This is a genomic window from Neisseria sp. HMSC070H10 (genome assembly GCF_001837635.1).
Classification (GTDB): Bacteria; Pseudomonadota; Gammaproteobacteria; order Burkholderiales; family Neisseriaceae; genus Neisseria; species Neisseria subflava_A.
This window is the reverse complement of the sequence record NZ_KV833378.1, coordinates 1-16,821: the sequence shown is the minus strand read 5'-3', so window position 1 is coordinate 16,821 and position 16,821 is coordinate 1. Positions and strand designations below refer to the sequence as shown.

At 46.1% G+C, this 16,821-nt stretch carries 13 protein-coding genes and 1 tRNA gene; all 14 read right to left on the bottom strand.

All coding sequences use genetic code 11. The features are described from left to right. Window positions 1-526: GTP-binding protein (locus HMPREF2606_RS07490; RefSeq protein WP_003677906.1), on the bottom strand; the 526-nt coding region annotated here is incomplete at its 3' end. Window positions 527-611: 85 nt separating this feature from the next. After that, window positions 612-2,717: an elongation factor G gene (gene fusA, locus HMPREF2606_RS07485; RefSeq protein ID WP_036491326.1), complete on the bottom strand. Its 2,106-nt coding sequence runs from the start codon at window positions 2,715-2,717 to the stop codon at window positions 612-614. An 18-nt stretch (window positions 2,718-2,735) separates the two neighbouring features. Further along, window positions 2,736-3,206, bottom strand: coding sequence for a 30S ribosomal protein S7 (gene rpsG / locus HMPREF2606_RS07480; RefSeq protein ID WP_002240962.1), 471 nt, complete (start codon window positions 3,204-3,206; stop codon window positions 2,736-2,738). A 117-nt stretch (window positions 3,207-3,323) separates the two neighbouring features. Then, a complete protein-coding gene (gene rpsL, locus HMPREF2606_RS07475) occupies window positions 3,324-3,695 on the bottom strand; it encodes a 30S ribosomal protein S12 (RefSeq protein ID WP_002218431.1) in 372 nt (123 codons plus the stop codon). 320 nt (window positions 3,696-4,015) lie between these two features. Then, entirely contained in the window at window positions 4,016-8,191 is a 4,176-nt protein-coding gene (rpoC, locus tag HMPREF2606_RS07470) for a DNA-directed RNA polymerase subunit beta' (RefSeq protein WP_070711966.1), read from the bottom strand. A gap of 156 nt (window positions 8,192-8,347) precedes the next feature. Next, on the bottom strand, window positions 8,348-12,526 hold the full coding sequence (rpoB, locus tag HMPREF2606_RS07465; RefSeq protein ID WP_070711967.1) for a DNA-directed RNA polymerase subunit beta: 4,179 nt from the start codon (window positions 12,524-12,526) through the stop codon (window positions 8,348-8,350). A gap of 189 nt (window positions 12,527-12,715) precedes the next feature. Next, entirely contained in the window at window positions 12,716-13,087 is a 372-nt protein-coding gene (gene rplL, locus HMPREF2606_RS07460) for a 50S ribosomal protein L7/L12 (RefSeq protein ID WP_070583257.1), read from the bottom strand. A gap of 58 nt (window positions 13,088-13,145) precedes the next feature. Continuing rightward, window positions 13,146-13,646, bottom strand: a complete 501-nt coding sequence (rplJ, locus tag HMPREF2606_RS07455) for a 50S ribosomal protein L10 (protein WP_070711968.1) — start codon at window positions 13,644-13,646, stop codon at window positions 13,146-13,148. Between the two features lie 223 nt (window positions 13,647-13,869). Continuing rightward, entirely contained in the window at window positions 13,870-14,565 is a 696-nt protein-coding gene (rplA, locus tag HMPREF2606_RS07450) for a 50S ribosomal protein L1 (protein WP_003677918.1), read from the bottom strand. Further along, on the bottom strand, window positions 14,565-14,999 hold the full coding sequence (gene rplK / locus HMPREF2606_RS07445) for a 50S ribosomal protein L11 (protein ID WP_002220151.1): 435 nt from the start codon (window positions 14,997-14,999) through the stop codon (window positions 14,565-14,567). Before rplK ends, rplA begins: the two co-directional genes overlap by 1 nt. A gap of 104 nt (window positions 15,000-15,103) precedes the next feature. Beyond that, window positions 15,104-15,637: a transcription termination/antitermination protein NusG gene (gene nusG / locus HMPREF2606_RS07440; RefSeq protein WP_070711969.1), complete on the bottom strand. Its 534-nt coding sequence runs from the start codon at window positions 15,635-15,637 to the stop codon at window positions 15,104-15,106. 2 nt (window positions 15,638-15,639) lie between these two features. Next, entirely contained in the window at window positions 15,640-15,915 is a 276-nt protein-coding gene (gene secE, locus HMPREF2606_RS07435; protein ID WP_070711970.1) for a preprotein translocase subunit SecE, read from the bottom strand. 131 nt (window positions 15,916-16,046) lie between these two features. After that, window positions 16,047-16,122, bottom strand: a tRNA-Trp gene (locus tag HMPREF2606_RS07430). 6 nt (window positions 16,123-16,128) lie between these two features. Then, on the bottom strand, window positions 16,129-16,821 hold a 693-nt coding region (locus HMPREF2606_RS07425; RefSeq protein ID WP_283122355.1), incomplete at its 5' end, for an EF-Tu C-terminal domain-related protein.

Below are 16,821 nucleotides of genomic sequence, written 5' to 3'. Positions count from 1 at the left end.
GTGCAGAACCTTGTACGATTGGGCAGTCGTCGCCTGGGAAGTCGTAGCTTGACAACAGGTCACGGATTTCCATTTCAACCAGTTCCAACAACTCGGCATCGTCAACCATGTCGCATTTATTCATGAATACGATGATGTAAGGTACACCTACTTGGCGAGCCAACAGGATGTGTTCGCGAGTTTGAGGCATAGGACCGTCAGCGGCAGAACATACCAAGATCGCGCCGTCCATTTGGGCAGCACCGGTAATCATGTTTTTAACGTAGTCGGCGTGGCCCGGGCAGTCTACGTGTGCGTAGTGACGGGTTTCAGTTTCGTATTCTACGTGTGAGGTATTAATGGTAATACCACGAGCTTTTTCTTCAGGAGCGTTGTCGATTTGGTCGTAAGCTTTTGCAGCGCCACCGAATTTTTTAGCCAAAATAGTAGTCAAAGCAGCAGTCAGAGTGGTTTTACCATGGTCAACGTGACCGATGGTGCCAACGTTTACGTGCGGTTTGCTACGTTCAAATTTTTCCTTAGCCATGAGCTAATTCCTTTACATATAAAGATCGATTAAAGAACAATGGCCGTCTGAAAATTTATTTTCAGTTTCAGACGGTCTTTTCTGATTAGCCTTTGCGGGCTTCAGTTACAGCAGCAGCTACGTGAGCAGGAGCTTCAGCGTATTTTTTGAACTCCATGGAGTAAGTAGCGCGACCTTGGGTTGCAGAACGCAGGTCGGTTGAGTAACCGAACATTTCTGCCAGAGGTACTTCGGCACGGACTTTTTTACCGCCGATACCGTCATCATCCATACCCAATACAACGCCACGACGACGGTTCAAGTCGCCCATTACGTCACCCATGTATTCTTCAGGGGTTTCCACTTCAACTGCCATGATTGGCTCAAGCAGAGCAGGATTGGCTTTACGCATACCTTCTTTAAAGGCTTGAGAAGCAGCCAATTCGAACGCCAGTTGAGAGGAGTCAACGTCGTGTGAAGAACCGAAGATCAAACGTACGCGTACGTCAACTACTGGGTAACCTGCAACGATACCGTTAGGCAGGGTATCGCGGATACCTTTATCGACAGACGGAATGAATTCGCGAGGAATCACACCACCTTTAATTTCGTCGATAAATTCGTAACCTGCACCACCCGGCTCCATAGGTTCCATTTTGATCACAACGTGACCGTATTGACCTTTACCACCGGATTGTTTAGCGTGTTTGTATTCAGCTTCAACTTCTTTGCGGATAGTTTCACGGTATGCAACTTGAGGCGCACCAATGTTAGCTTCCACACCGAATTCGCGTTTCATACGATCAACAATAATTTCCAAGTGCAATTCACCCATACCGGAAATAATGGTTTGACCGGATTCTTCGTCTGTACGAACGCGGAAAGAAGGGTCTTCTTTCGCCAGACGGTTCAGGGCGATACCCATTTTCTCTTGGTCGGCTTTGGTTTTTGGTTCAACAGCAATGTGAATTACCGGCTCAGGGAATTCCATGCGTTCCAAGATGATTGGTGCGCTTTCAGCACACAGGGTTTCACCAGTGGTAACGTCTTTAAGACCGATCGCAGCTGCAATATCACCAGCGCGTACTTCTTCAATTTCAGTACGGTCTGCAGCAGTCATTTGCACCAGACGACCGATACGTTCGCGAGTACCTTTTACTGAGTTCAATACGGTATCACCGGATTTCACAACACCAGAGTAAACGCGGATAAAAGTCAACTGACCAACGTATTTATCGTTCAACATTTTGAACGCCAATGCAGAGAATTTCTCTTCATCGCTGGCTTGACGGCTGTCGGCTTCTTCAGTGTTAGGGTTAACACCTTGAACTGGAGGAATGTCGGTAGGAGCAGGCAGCAATTCTACAACTGCATCCAACATACGTTGAACACCTTTGTTTTTAAATGCTGAACCGCACAACATTGGTTGAATTTCACCAGCCAAAGTACGTTGACGCAATGCGCCTACGATTTCTTCTTCAGTCAGCTCATCACCGCCCAAGTATTTATCCATCAATTCTTCGCTGGCTTCTGCTGCAGCTTCAATCATGTTTTGACGCCATTCTTCAGCAGTCTCAACCAATTCAGCAGGAATATCGCCATAGGTAAAGGTTGTACCTTTATCGGCTTCATTCCAAATAATGGATTTCATTTTCAACAGGTCAACAACACCGCTGAAGCTGTCTTCCGCACCAACCGGAATCACGATAGGTACTGGGTTTGCGCGCAAACGGGTTTTCATTTGCTCAACAACGCGGAAGAAGTTGGCACCTTGACGGTCCATTTTGTTTACAAATGCCAAGCGAGGTACTTGGTATTTATTAGCTTGACGCCATACGGTTTCAGATTGAGGTTGAACACCGCCTACTGCACAGTAAACCATTACTGCGCCGTCCAATACACGCATAGAACGCTCTACCTCTACGGTAAAGTCAACGTGTCCCGGGGTGTCGATGATGTTGAAACGGTGCTCAGGGAACTGTTTCGCCATACCGGACCAATAAGAAGTCACAGCAGCAGAAGTAATGGTAATACCACGCTCTTGCTCTTGTTCCATGTAGTCGGTAGTAGCCGCGCCGTCATGCACTTCGCCCAATTTATGAGTCAAACCTGTATAGAACAAAATACGTTCTGTTGTGGTTGTTTTACCCGCGTCAATATGGGCAGAAATACCGATATTGCGATACAGGCTGATAGGGGTCTTACGAGCCATTTTGTTAGCCTTTCGATATTAGAAACGGAAGTGAGAGAATGCTTTGTTAGCTTCAGCCATGCGGTGTACTTCTTCACGTTTTTTCAACGCACCGCCACGACCTTCAGCCGCATCAATCAATTCGCCTGCCAAACGCAGGTCCATAGATTTCTCACCACGTTTACGGGCCGCGTCGCGAACCCAGCGCATTGCCAAAGCCAGACGACGTGAAGGACGAACTTCAACAGGAACTTGGTAGTTTGCACCACCTACACGGCGGCTTTTCACTTCCACGATAGGTTTGGCGTTTGCAATGGCTTCGTTAAATACTTCGATTGCTACTTTGCCGGTTTTTTTCTCAATTTGTTCCAGCGCACCGTAAACGATACGTTCTGCAACAGATTTTTTACCGTCAATCATCAATACGTTCATGAATTTAGTCAGCTCAACGCTGCCGAATTTAGGATCTGGCAGTACGTCGCGCTTAGGGACTTCTCTACGTCTTGGCATTTTAATTTCCTTTAATCTATTCAGTTGGGGCAATTCCCATGAATACCCAATTGAGTATTCACTTACTCGGCCGTTGTTCAGCTTAGGCGGCCGACGTGCCTATTTGAGTCCCGATAATTATTTAGGACGCTTAGCACCGTATTTAGAACGGGCTTGTTTACGGTCTTTAACACCTGCAGTATCCAAAGAACCGCGTACAGTGTGGTAACGTACACCTGGCAAGTCTTTTACACGACCGCCGCGAATCAATACGACGCTGTGCTCTTGCAGGTTGTGGCCTTCACCACCGATGTATGAAATTACTTCAAAACCGTTGGTCAGGCGAACTTTACATACTTTACGCAATGCAGAGTTAGGTTTTTTAGGGGTAGTTGTGTATACACGGGTGCACACGCCACGTTTTTGCGGGCAAGCTTCCAGTGCAGGCACTTTGTTTACGTACACAGGCTTTTGACGGCCTTTGCGTACCAATTGGTTAATAGTTGGCATATTTTCTCGTCCTGTTGAGTTAAATACTTGCCGACACCATGTCGACAAGATTGGAATTATATTTTTATTGCAAGGGTTTAGTCAAGCAAATGACTGATAAAGTTTGGTGTTTTCCAATTTATGTCTAAATTTTAGAAACAAAGGCCGTCTGAAACATTCAGACGGCCTTTGTCATTTTAAATATGGTTCTCTACTTATTTTTTCTCCATTGCTTTCCTTATTTATTCAGACGGCCTTAATCTCTACCCTCTTTTAAGTCCTCTAAAAAATAAAACCGCAAGACTGGCTTGCGGTTTTATTTTCACAATAATCGCTCGGGATTATTCGTCTGAAGCTTCGGTTTCAGAAACTTCTTGATCGGCTTGCTGCCATTGTTGATGGCGGCTGCGGTGGTAGGTCAAACCTGTACCGGCAGGAATCAAACGACCGACAATCACGTTCTCTTTCAAACCGCGCAGTTCGTCTTGTTTGCCCATAATAGCGGCCTCTGTCAAGACGCGGGTTGTTTCTTGGAACGATGCCGCAGAAATGAAACTGTCTGTAGACAAGGAGGCTTTGGTAATACCCAGCAACACGTTTTCGTAACGTGCCGGCTCTTTGTCTTCAGCCATGGCTTTTTCATTGGCAAGCATCACATCGCCACGCTCAACTTGTTCGCCAGTAATGAACTCTGTATCACCGGAATCAACAATGTTCACTCGACGCAGCATTTGGCGGATGATGACTTCGATGTGTTTATCGGAAATCTTCACACCTTGTAGGCGGTAAACCTCTTGTACCTCTTGGACAATGTAGCGAGCCAATGCTTCGATACCTTGCAGACGCAGAATGTCATGTGGATCTACAGCACCGTCCACGATGGTTTCACCGCGGTTTACCACTTGACCGTCGTGTACCAAAATCTGTTTCTCTTTAGAAATCAGGGTTTCGTATGCTACACCGTCTACGTCGGTAATAATCAGGCGCTGTTTACCTTTGGTTTCTTTACCGAAGGAAACGGTACCGGTAATTTCAGCCAACATGCCGGCATCTTTCGGCACGCGTGCTTCAAACAATTCGGCTACGCGTGGCAGACCACCGGTAATATCGCGGGTTTTAGAAGACGCTTGTGGAATACGCGCCAACACATCACCCTTACCGACTTCCTGACCTTCACGGATGGTAATCACCGCACCGACCGGGAATGCCATAGAAACTGGGGTAGTCGTACCAGGAATGCAAATTTCCAGACCATTTTCATCCAACAGTTTGACAGTCGGACGCAACAGTTTAGAAGCACTAGAAGAACGACGTTTGCCGTCAATCACTACCAGAGTAGACAAACCGGTTACATCGTCAGTTTGTTTCGCAACGGTAACACCCTCTTCCACGTTCTCGAATTTCACCATACCTGCGTGTTCGGTAATCATCGGACGGGTATGCGGATCCCAAGTTGCCAAAGTTTGACCGGCTTTAATGGCTTCGCCGTCTTGTACCAGCAGGATTGCACCGTAAGGTACTTTGTGACGTTCACGTTCGCGACCGATATCGTCGTGAATCACTACTTCACAAGAGCGGCCAATGACAACCAATTCGCCTTTGTTGTTGGCAACGTAACGCATTTGGCTGCTGAAACGAGCTGTACCATTGGATTTGGCTTCCACTTGGCTGGCTGCTGCCGCACGAGATGCCGCACCACCGATGTGGAACGTACGCATGGTCAGCTGAGTACCTGGCTCACCAATAGATTGTGCAGCAATTACACCTACAGCTTCACCAGCGTTAACCAGTTTACCGCGCGCCAAGTCGCGGCCATAACAGTGTGCACACAAACCATGACGGGTTTTACAAGTAATTGGCGTACGGACTTTGACTTCATCGACACCGGATTGGTCGATCATATCTACCAGTTTCTCGGTCAACAATGTACCGGCTTCAACCAAAGTCTCGCCAGTTGAAGGATCGACAACATCAGAAGCAGTAACGCGACCCAAAATACGCTCACGCAAAGCTTCAATTACATCACCGCCTTGTACTACTGCTTTCATGACAAAGCCGTCTGAAGTACCGCAATCATCTTCAACAACGACCAAGTCTTGAGTTACGTCTACCAGACGACGGGTCAGGTAACCAGAGTTTGCCGTTTTCAACGCGGTATCCGCCAAACCTTTACGCGCACCGTGGGTAGCAATAAAGTATTGCAATACGGTCAAACCTTCGCGGAAGTTAGAGGTAATCGGCGTTTCGATAATAGAGCCGTCAGGTTTGGCCATCAAACCACGCATACCGGACAACTGTTTAATCTGAGCCGCAGAACCACGGGCACCAGAGTCGGCCATCATGTAAATAGAGTTGAAGGACTCTTGATCAACTTCGTTGCCGTCACGGTCGATAACTTTTTGTTTAGACAGGTTGTCCATCATCGCTTTAGCGATCTTATCGCCGGCACGTCCCCAAATATCGACTACTTTGTTGTAACGTTCACCATTGGTTACCAAACCTTGACGGTATTGGTCTTCGATTTCTTTAACTTCGGCATTAGCCTCGGCCAGCAAGGCTGCTTTTTCTTTCGGTATTTCCATATCGTCAACCGCAATGGAAATACCGCCTTTAGCCGCAAAACCGAAACCGGTATACATCAGGTGGTCGGCGAAAATAACAGTTTCACGCAGGCCGCACAGACGGAATGATGCGTTAATCAGTTTAGAAATTTCTTTTTTCTTCAGCGCTTTGTTAATGTACTCGAACGGCAGGCCTTTAGGCAAGATTTCGCTCAACAATGCACGGCCGACGGTTGTTTCGTAACGGTTAACGACAGGCTCAAACTCACCTGCTTCGTTTTTCACCCATTCGCGCAGACGTACGGTAATTTTCGTACCCAGTTCAACCTGTTTGGTATGGTATGCACGATGCACTTCTTTCACATCGGCAAACAGGCTGCCTTCGCCTTTGGCATTGATACGGTCGCGGGTCATGTAGTACAGACCCAATACGATATCTTGAGAAGGTACGATGATTGGTTCGCCGTTGGCTGGAGACAATACGTTGTTTGAAGCCAGCATCAGCGTGCGTGCCTCCATTTGTGCTTCCAAGCTCAATGGAACGTGTACAGCCATTTGGTCACCGTCAAAGTCGGCGTTAAATGCGGCACACACCAATGGGTGCAACTGAATCGCTTTACCTTCAATCAGGATAGGTTCGAACGCTTGAATACCCAAACGGTGCAGGGTTGGCGCACGGTTCAGCATAATCGGATGTTCGCGGATTACTTCTTCCAAGATATCCCATACTTCAGGTACTTCTTGTTCTACCAGTTTTTTCGCAGCTTTAACGGTAGAAGCCAAACCTTGTTTTTCCAATTTATGGAAAATGAATGGTTTGAACAACTCCAACGCCATTTTTTTCGGCAGACCACATTGGTGCAGACGCAGGTATGGGCCTACGGTAATCACTGAACGACCGGAGTAGTCCACACGCTTACCCAGCAGGTTTTGACGGAAGCGGCCGCCTTTACCTTTAATCATGTCAGCCAATGATTTCAGCGGACGTTTGTTGGCACCGGTCATGGCTTTACCGCGACGGCCATTATCCAACAGGGAGTCAACTGCTTCTTGCAACATACGTTTTTCGTTACGAACGATGATGTCAGGAGCATGCAGTTCCAACAGACGTTTCAGACGGTTGTTACGGTTAATAACGCGACGATACAAATCGTTCAAATCGGAAGTGGCAAAACGACCGCCATCCAATGGAACCAACGGACGCAAATCAGGTGGCAATACCGGCAGCACATCCATAATCATCCATTCCAGTTTCATACCGGAACGGTGGAAGGCTTCCAATACTTTCAAACGTTTAGCGATTTTTTTAATTTTGGTGTCAGAGCCGGTAGATTCCAGCTCTTGACGCAGGATTTCGATTTCGCCTGCTACATCCAAGGTACGCAGCAATTCGCGGATACCTTCTGCACCCATTTTGGCATCGAAGTCGTCGCCGTATTCGTCCAATTTGTTGTAGTAATCGTCTTCTGTCAGCAATTGACGACGTTGCAGCGGAGTCATGCCGGGATCGGTTACCACAAATGCTTCAAAGTACAATACGCGTTCGATATCGCGCAAAGTCATGTCCAGTACCATACCCAAGCGGGAAGGCAGGGATTTCAAGAACCAAATGTGGGCAACTGGTGCAGCCAATTCAATGTGGCCCATGCGTTCGCGGCGTACTTTAGACAAGGTCACTTCTACGCCACATTTTTCACAGGTTACGCCTTTAAATTTCAAGCGTTTGTATTTACCGCACAAACATTCATAATCTTTGACCGGGCCAAAGATTTTGGCGCAGAACAAACCGTCGCGCTCAGGTTTGAACGTACGGTAGTTGATGGTTTCAGGTTTTTTAACTTCGCCATAAGACCATGAGCGGATGGTTTCGGGAGAGGCAATACCGATTTTGATGGCATCAAACTCTTCTTCCATGCCGGCAGTTTGCAACGGATTAAATAAGTTCAACAAATTCATTTTTGCTCCTTGAAGGAAGTATTTTTACCGCATGGCGGATTTTCGATATTGGGAAACGGTACTTTTGATTTCAGACGGCCTAAATGCCGATTGCTTCATTCTTATTCTGAAACCGCTTTTTCAGACGACCTTAAAAGGCCGTCTGAAAACTTCTGTTTAGTAACGTTCCAAATCGATATCCAAGCCCAGTGAGCGAATCTCTTTAACCAATACGTTGAAGGATTCAGGCATACCGGCATCGATTTTGTGTTCGCCTTTGACGATGTTCTCGTACATTTTGGTACGGCCGTTCACGTCGTCAGACTTCACAGTCAGCATCTCTTGCAGCGTATATGCCGCACCGTATGCTTCCAATGCCCAAACCTCCATCTCACCGAAACGTTGGCCACCGAACTGAGCTTTACCACCCAGAGGCTGCTGGGTAACCAAACTGTATGGACCGGTAGAGCGGGCATGCATTTTTTCGTCAACCAAGTGGTGCAGTTTCAGATAGTGCATCACACCGACTGTAACCTTGCGGTCAAATGCTTCACCTGAACGGCCGTCATACAGCGTAATTTGAGTTTTACTATCGTTGAAGCCCAGTTTCTCAACCTCAGGATCTTCACTTGGGTAAGCCAAGTTCAACATTTCGCGGATTTCAGACTCTTTTGCACCGTCGAATACAGGAGAGGCGAAAGATGCGCCTTTACGCAGGTTGGAAGCCAATTCGATGATTTCCTCATCTGTCAGGCTGTCCAAATCTTCTTTCTTACCGCTACCGTTGTAGAGCTTGTTCAAGAATTCACGCAGCTCGCTGGCTTTGCGTTGCTCTTTCAGCATACGGTCGATGCGTTCGCCGATACCTTTTGCCGCCCAACCCAAGTGAACTTCCAAAATCTGACCGATGTTCATACGGGAAGGTACGCCCAATGGGTTCAGTACGATGTCTACTGGACGGCCGTCAGCCATGTAAGGCATATCTTCCACCGGCAGAATGCGTGATACCACACCTTTGTTACCGTGGCGACCCGCCATTTTGTCACCGGCTTGCAGACGGCGTTTGATGGCGATAAATACTTTCACCATTTTTTGTACGCCCGGTTGCAGCTCGTCGCCTTGGGTCAGTTTTTTCTTCTTGATCTCATACAACTCATCCGCTTCTTCACGTTTTTGTTGCAGGCTCAATTTAATCAGTTCCAACTGTTTGGCCAAATCTTCGTCAGCCAGACGGATGTCAAACCAATCATGTTTGCTGGACAGGCTTGCCAGATATTCGGTAGTGATTTCACTGCCTTTAGCCAGCTTCATCGGACCACCATTGGCTTTTTGACCAACAATCATACGCTCGATACGGTCGAATGCGTCATTATCGAAAATACGCAATTGATCGCCCAAATCTTGACGGTAACGTTTCAATTCAGAATCAATAATGGATTGAGCACGTTTGTCGCGTTGGATACCTTCACGAGTAAAGACTTGAACGTCGATAACGGTACCGCTCATGCCAGTAGGCATACGCAATGAAGTATCTTTTACGTCAGATGCTTTTTCACCGAAAATGGCACGCAGCAGTTTTTCTTCAGGAGTCAGTTGGGTTTCGCCTTTAGGCGTTACTTTACCTACCAAGACGTCACCGGCTTCTACTTCTGCACCGATATATACGATACCGGATTCATCCAAACGGCTTTGCATACGCTCAGACAAGTTCGGAATATCGCGGGTAATGTCTTCCGCACCCAGTTTAGTGTCACGTGCAACAACGTTCAGTTCTTCAATGTGAATCGAAGTATAACGATCGTCCGCAGCCACTTTTTCTGAAATCAGAATCGAGTCTTCGTAGTTGTAACCGTTCCATGGCATGAAGGCGATGGTCATGTTTTGACCCAAAGCCAACTCGCCCAAGTCGGTAGATGCACCGTCGGCCACCAAGTCACCACGTTGCAACACATCGCCTGCTTTTACGGCCGGACGTTGGTTGATGTTGGTAGACTGGTTGGAACGGGTGAATTTAACCAAGTTGTAAATATCGACACCCACTTCACCGGCAGTCGCTTCATCATCATGAACACGAACTACGACGCGGTTGGCATCTACATACTCAACCACACCGCCGCGGCGGGCAACGATTGCAGTTGCAGAGTCAACGGCAACAGAGCGTTCGATACCGGTACCAACCATTGGTTTTTCAGGACGCAGGCACGGTACGGCCTGACGTTGCATGTTGGCACCCATCAATGCACGGTTCGCGTCATCATGTTCCAAGAATGGAATCAAAGATGCTGCAACGGATACCACTTGACCGGTTGCCACGTCCATATATTGAACGCGGTCAGGCGTTGCCATAATAGTTTCGCCTTTTTCACGACAAGTAACCAAGTCGCCAATCAAATTACCGTCTTTGTCCAAATCGGCATTCGCCTGTGCAATCACATAACGACCTTCTTCGATAGCAGACAAGTAATCGATTTCTTCAGTTACTTTGCCATCGACAACACGACGGTAAGGCGTTTCCAAGAAGCCATAATCATTGGTACGCGCATAAACGGACAATGAGTTGATCAAACCAATGTTTGGACCCTCAGGTGTTTCAATAGGACATACACGGCCATAGTGGGTCGGATGTACGTCTCGCACCTCAAAGCCTGCACGTTCACGAGTCAAACCGCCCGGGCCCAATGCAGATACACGGCGCTTATGGGTTACTTCAGACAATGGGTTAGTCTGATCCATAAATTGGCTCAATTGGCTAGAGCCGAAGAATTCTTTAATCGCGGCAGAAACAGGTTTTGCATTGATCAAGTCATGCGGCATCAAGTTCTCAGATTCTGCTTGGTTCAAACGCTCTTTAACTGCACGTTCTACACGAGCCAAACCGCTGCGGAATTGGTTTTCAGTCAACTCACCCACAGAACGAACACGACGATTGCCCAAGTGGTCGATATCGTCTACTTCGCCATGACCATTACGCAGTTCAACCAATGTCGCAATAGAAGCAACAATGTCTTCAACGCTCAGAACGTAACCGCCTTTTTCAGCTGTACCGGCCAAAGTTTCATTCAACAAACGGCCATACCAAGAGTTTTGTTGTGCTTCAGACAGTTTTTGCTCGTATGTGCGCGTATTAAATTTCATACGGCCTACGCGAGACAAATCATAGCTGTCTTCACTGAAGAACAAGCGGTTGAAGAGCTGCTCAACAGCTTCTTCGGTAGGCGGTTCGCCAGGACGCATCATGCGATAAATCGCTACGCGTGCAGCTTGCTGATCAGCAGTTTCGTCTGTACGCAGAGTGCTGGAGATGTAGCCGCCTTGATCCAATTCATTGATATAAAGGGTCGTAATTTCTTTTACGCCATGGATATCAAGCTTGGCCAACAGTTCTTCTGTAATTTCATCGTTAGCAGAAGCCAATACTTCGCCAGTTTCCGGATCAATCAGGTCAGCAGCCAATGCTTTACCCAACAGGCTTTCTGGCTCTACATCCAGACGAGTCAAGCCTGCATTGGTAATATCACGGATATTTTTCGCAGTAATGCGTTTACCTTTGGCGACCAGTACATTGCCTTCTTTATCCAAGATATCAACTTTGGCAGTTTCACCTTTCAGACGGCCTGCAACCAGATCAGTTTGAACACCGTTTGAAGACAAATAGAAAGTTTCTTTGTCGTAGAAAATATCCAAAATTTGTTCATTGTTGTAGCCTAAAGCTTTCAACAAAATCGTAACCGGCATTTTACGGCGACGGTCGATACGGAAATACAGCAAATCTTTTGGATCAAATTCGAAATCCAACCATGAACCACGGTAAGGAATAATACGAGCAGAGAACAACAACTTACCGGAAGAATGTGTTTTACCACGGTCATGCTCAAAGAACACGCCAGGAGAACGGTGCAGCTGGGAAACAATCACACGCTCAGTACCATTGATAACAAAAGAGCCACTTGGCGTCATCAATGGGATTTCGCCCATATACACTTCGTTTTCACGAACTTCTTTTACTGTCGGCTTAGATGCTTCTTTATCCAAAATCACCAAACGGATACGAGCACGCAATGGGGCCGCATAAGTAATGCCGCGCAATTGGCATTCAGGAATATCGAACAAAGGCTCGCCCAATGTGTAATGCACAAACTCCAAGCGCGCATAACCATTATGGCTCACAATCGGGAAAATAGAATTAAATGCCGCTTGCAGACCATCATCAGTACGTTGGTCAAAAGCATTTTCCAGCTGCAAAAATTTCGCATAAGAATCAATTTGGGTTGCCAGCAGGAAAGGAACATCTAAGACATTCTCTCGCTTTGCAAAACTCTTACGGATACGTTTTTTCTCGGTAAACGAATAGCTCATATACACTCCGAAAAGCAATTTTAAATAATAGGCCGTCTGAAACAACGGCATGCATCAATCTGATATTTACATTTATTTGCAATGATTTTATAAAGGCTATGCAAATAAATGTAAACAATGCCTGATGCTTATTTTAAGAAGTAAAATAAGGCTGGCAGAAAACTGCCAGCCTTCATAGGAAGCATCAAATTATTTGATTTCGACTTTAGCGCCGGCTTCTTCCAGTTGTTTTTGGATGTCTTCAGCTTCAGCTTTAGAAACACCTTCTTTCAGAGTTTTAGGTGCACCGTCAACGATGTCTTTAGCTTCTTTCAGACCCAAGCCAGTGAGAGCGCGGACAACTTTAATCACGCCAACTTTTTGATCACCGGCAGAAGCCAATACTACGTCAAATTCAGTTTTTTCTTCAGCAGCAGCTGCACCAGCACCTGCAGGGCCTGCAACTGCAACTGCAGCAGCAGAAACACCAAATTTTTCTTCAAAAGCTTTAACCAGGTCGTTCAATTCCATTACGGTCAAAGAACCAACGGCTTCCAAAATGTCTTCTTTAGTAATAGCCATGCTATTTATACTCCAAATATTGTATTAAAAAATAATTGATTAAATGAAACAAAATCGATTAAGCGGCTTCTTCGCCAGCTTTTTTCTCTGCCAAAGCAGCCAAACCACGTGCAAAGCCTGATACAGGAGCTTGCATAACGAACAACAGTTTGGACAACAGCTCTTCGCGGCTTGGAATAGAAGCCAACTCAGCAACCTGAGCAGCATCCATTACTTCGCCATTGTAAGAACCGGCTTTAATGATAATTTTGTCATCTTTTTTCGCGAATTGGTGCAGCACTTTAGCAGCAGCAACAGCATCTTCAGAAGCAGCATAAACCAATGGACCAACCATTTGATCGGCCAAATCTGCGAATGAAGTACCCTCTACTGCACGACGAGCCAGAGTATTTTTCAGAACGCGCAAGTAAACGCCTTCTTTACGTGCATTTGCACGAAGCTCAGTCATGCTGGAAACACTGATACCGCGATATTCAGCGACTACGAGAGTTTGAGCGTTAGCAATTGCTGCGCTAATTTCCTCTACGGCCACTTTCTTGGTTTCAATATTGAGACTCAAGGTCTACCTCCCACTGTTTATAAACAGGATACCGAAATGATATCCCACCAGCGCGGTAACCTAAAAAGACATCTTACAAGCAATCTTGCAATGTGTTTCAGGACTACCGTCTGCGTAGGGCAGTTACGATTAAATCTTACGATCCCTACGGTCTTGGACATCTACTTAATTTTAAGTAGCCCAAATTCAGGTAATCCAGAAAACCGGATCACCTGAAAATTTCTTAGTTGTTCACGCTTGCAGTATCAACGCGAACACCCAAACCCATAGTGCTGGATACAGCAACTTTTTTCAGGTACTGGCCTTTTGCAGCAGCAGGTTTGGCTTTAACGATAGCATCCAGCAGCGCATTGAAGTTTTCTTTCAAGTCAGCTTCAGCGAAAGAAGCACGACCGATAGTTGCATGAACGATACCGGCTTTATCTGTACGGTATTGTACTTGACCTGCTTTTGCATTTTTAACTGCTTCAGCAACGTTAGGAGTAACAGTACCTACTTTAGGGTTTGGCATCAAACCACGAGGACCCAAGATGGTACCCAATTGACCAACGATACGCATTGCATCAGGAGAAGCAATAACAACGTCAAAGTTCAGGTTACCAGCTTTGATTTCAGCGGCCAGATCTTCAAAACCGACAATATCTGCACCAGCTTCTTTAGCAGCATCTGCATTTGCACCTTGAGTAAATACAGCTACGCGAGTTGTTTTACCGGTACCTTTAGGCAGAACGACTGAACCACGGATAACTTGGTCAGATTTACGAGGATCAACGCCCAAGTTGAAAGATACATCAACAGACTCGTCAAATTTAGCAGTAGCAGCTTTTTTAACCAAAGCAATTGCTTCGTCGATTGCGTACAGTTTGTTAGCTTCAACAGAAGAGCGCAGAGCTTTCAAGCGTTTAGATACTTTAGCCATTATACAACACCCTCCACGTCCAAGCCCATTGAGCGAGCAGAACCTGCGATAGTACGAACAGCCGCATCCAAGTCAGCAGCAGTCAAATCAGGCTCTTTAGTTTTAGCAATTTCTTCCAACTGAGCGCGGGTCAATTTACCCACTTTGTTAGTCAGAGGATTAGAACTACCTTTTTGCAGACCAGCAGCTTTTTTCAACAAGATAGAAGCTGGTGGAGTTTTCATCACAAATGTAAATGATTTATCTGCAAATGCAGTAATCACGACTGGAATTGGCAAACCAGGTTCCATACCTTGGGTTGCAGCATTAAATGCTTTACAGAATTCCATGATGTTCAAACCACGCTGACCCAAAGCAGGACCAACTGGGGGAGATGGATTGGCTTTACCTGCAGGAATTTGCAGTTTGATGTAGCCGATAATTTTCTTTGCCACTTAAGGACTCCTAAAAACGGGTATAACGCGGAACCATTCCGCTTCCCAAACAGAATTTGCGATTATATCTGCTTAAAAAAAAATTTTCAAGCGAATTAAACCACTTAAATCTTTTCAACCTGACCGAACTCTAATTCAACCGGTGTTTCCCGACCAAAAATTTGAACTGAAACACGCAGTCTATTACGCTCGTAGTTAACTTCATCAACAATTCCATTGAAATCAGCAAATGGACCTTCATTCACACGAACCTGCTGACCCACTTCGAATTCAACTTTTGGTTTTGGCTTCTCAACACCTGTTTTGGCTTGTTGCAAAATAGCATCTGCATCTTTTTGAGAAATTGGGATTGGACGATTTCCGCTACCACCTACAAAGCCATTTACTCGAGGGGTACTCTTAACCAAATGCCATGAATCATCGGTCATTTCCATTTCAACCAACACATAGCCTGGATAGAATTTACGCTCACTGATGGTTTTTCGGCCATTCTTGATATCTACCACTTCCTCTACAGGAACGAGAATCTGACCGAAATATTCTTCCATGTTTTCACGAGCAATACGCTCTCTCAATGTTTTTTGAACATTTTTCTCGAAACCGGAATAGGCCTGTACCACATACCAACGCTTTGACATCTTTACCCTTTCCTATTTAATAAAACATCAAAAAACAACCATGAAATAATTGTATCTGCCGCATAAATGAAGGCTGCTAAAACTGCAACGAAGATAATCACGAATACAGTCATTTTGACCGCTTCATCACGACTTGGCCAAACTACCTTCTTAAACTCAGTCCAAGAGCTCTTAAAATATGCAAACAGACCTTCTTTCTTTTCAGGAGCCGGCTTATGACTTACCACGACTTCCTTTTTCTGATGGTCTTCTTTGCGTCCAGACGGATGTTCTGTCATCTTTACTCACTTATCAATACCCCACCCGCCTTCATTTTAGATAGTGGCATTGATCCATTAATTAATTCCAAATAATCTTAAAACTTAAGTACAAAAAAATTAACCGGCACAAGGCCGGTTAATTTTTTATTTGGCAGGCCAAGAGGGTCTCGAACCCCCAACCCTCGGTTTTGGAGACCGATACTCTACCAATTGAGCTATTGGCCTCTAAACTTAAGCGATTACAGAAGAAACCACACCCGCACCTACGGTACGACCACCTTCGCGAATCGCAAAGCGCAGACCTTCTTCCATAGCAATAGGCGCAATCAGTTCTACAGTAATGGTTACGTTCTCACCCGGCATTACCATTTCTACGCCTTCTTCCAAAGTAACTGCACCAGTTACGTCAGTAGTACGGAAGTAGAATTGTGGACGGTAGTTAGCGAAGAATGGAGTGTGACGACCACCCTCTTCTTTGCTCAGTACGTATACTTCTGCTTTGAACTTGGTGTGAGGAGTGATAGTACCTGGTTTAGCCAATACTTGACCACGCTCTACGTCTTCACGTTTAGTACCACGCAGCAATACGCCTACGTTGTCACCCGCTTGACCTTCGTCCAGCAGTTTGCGGAACATTTCAACACCGGTACAAGTGGTTTTTTGAGTTTCTTTCAGACCTACGATTTCGATCTCGTCACCAACGTGGATGATACCGCGCTCTACACGACCGGTTACTACTGTACCACGGCCAGAGATAGAGAATACGTCTTCGATAGGCAACAAGAAAGGTTTGTCCACAGCACGCTCAGGTGTTGGGATGTAGCTGTCCAAGGCAGCAGCCAATTCGAAGATTTTTTCTTCGTAACCAGCGTCACCTTCCAAAGCTTTCAGTGCAGAACCTTGTACGATTGGGCAGTCGTCGCC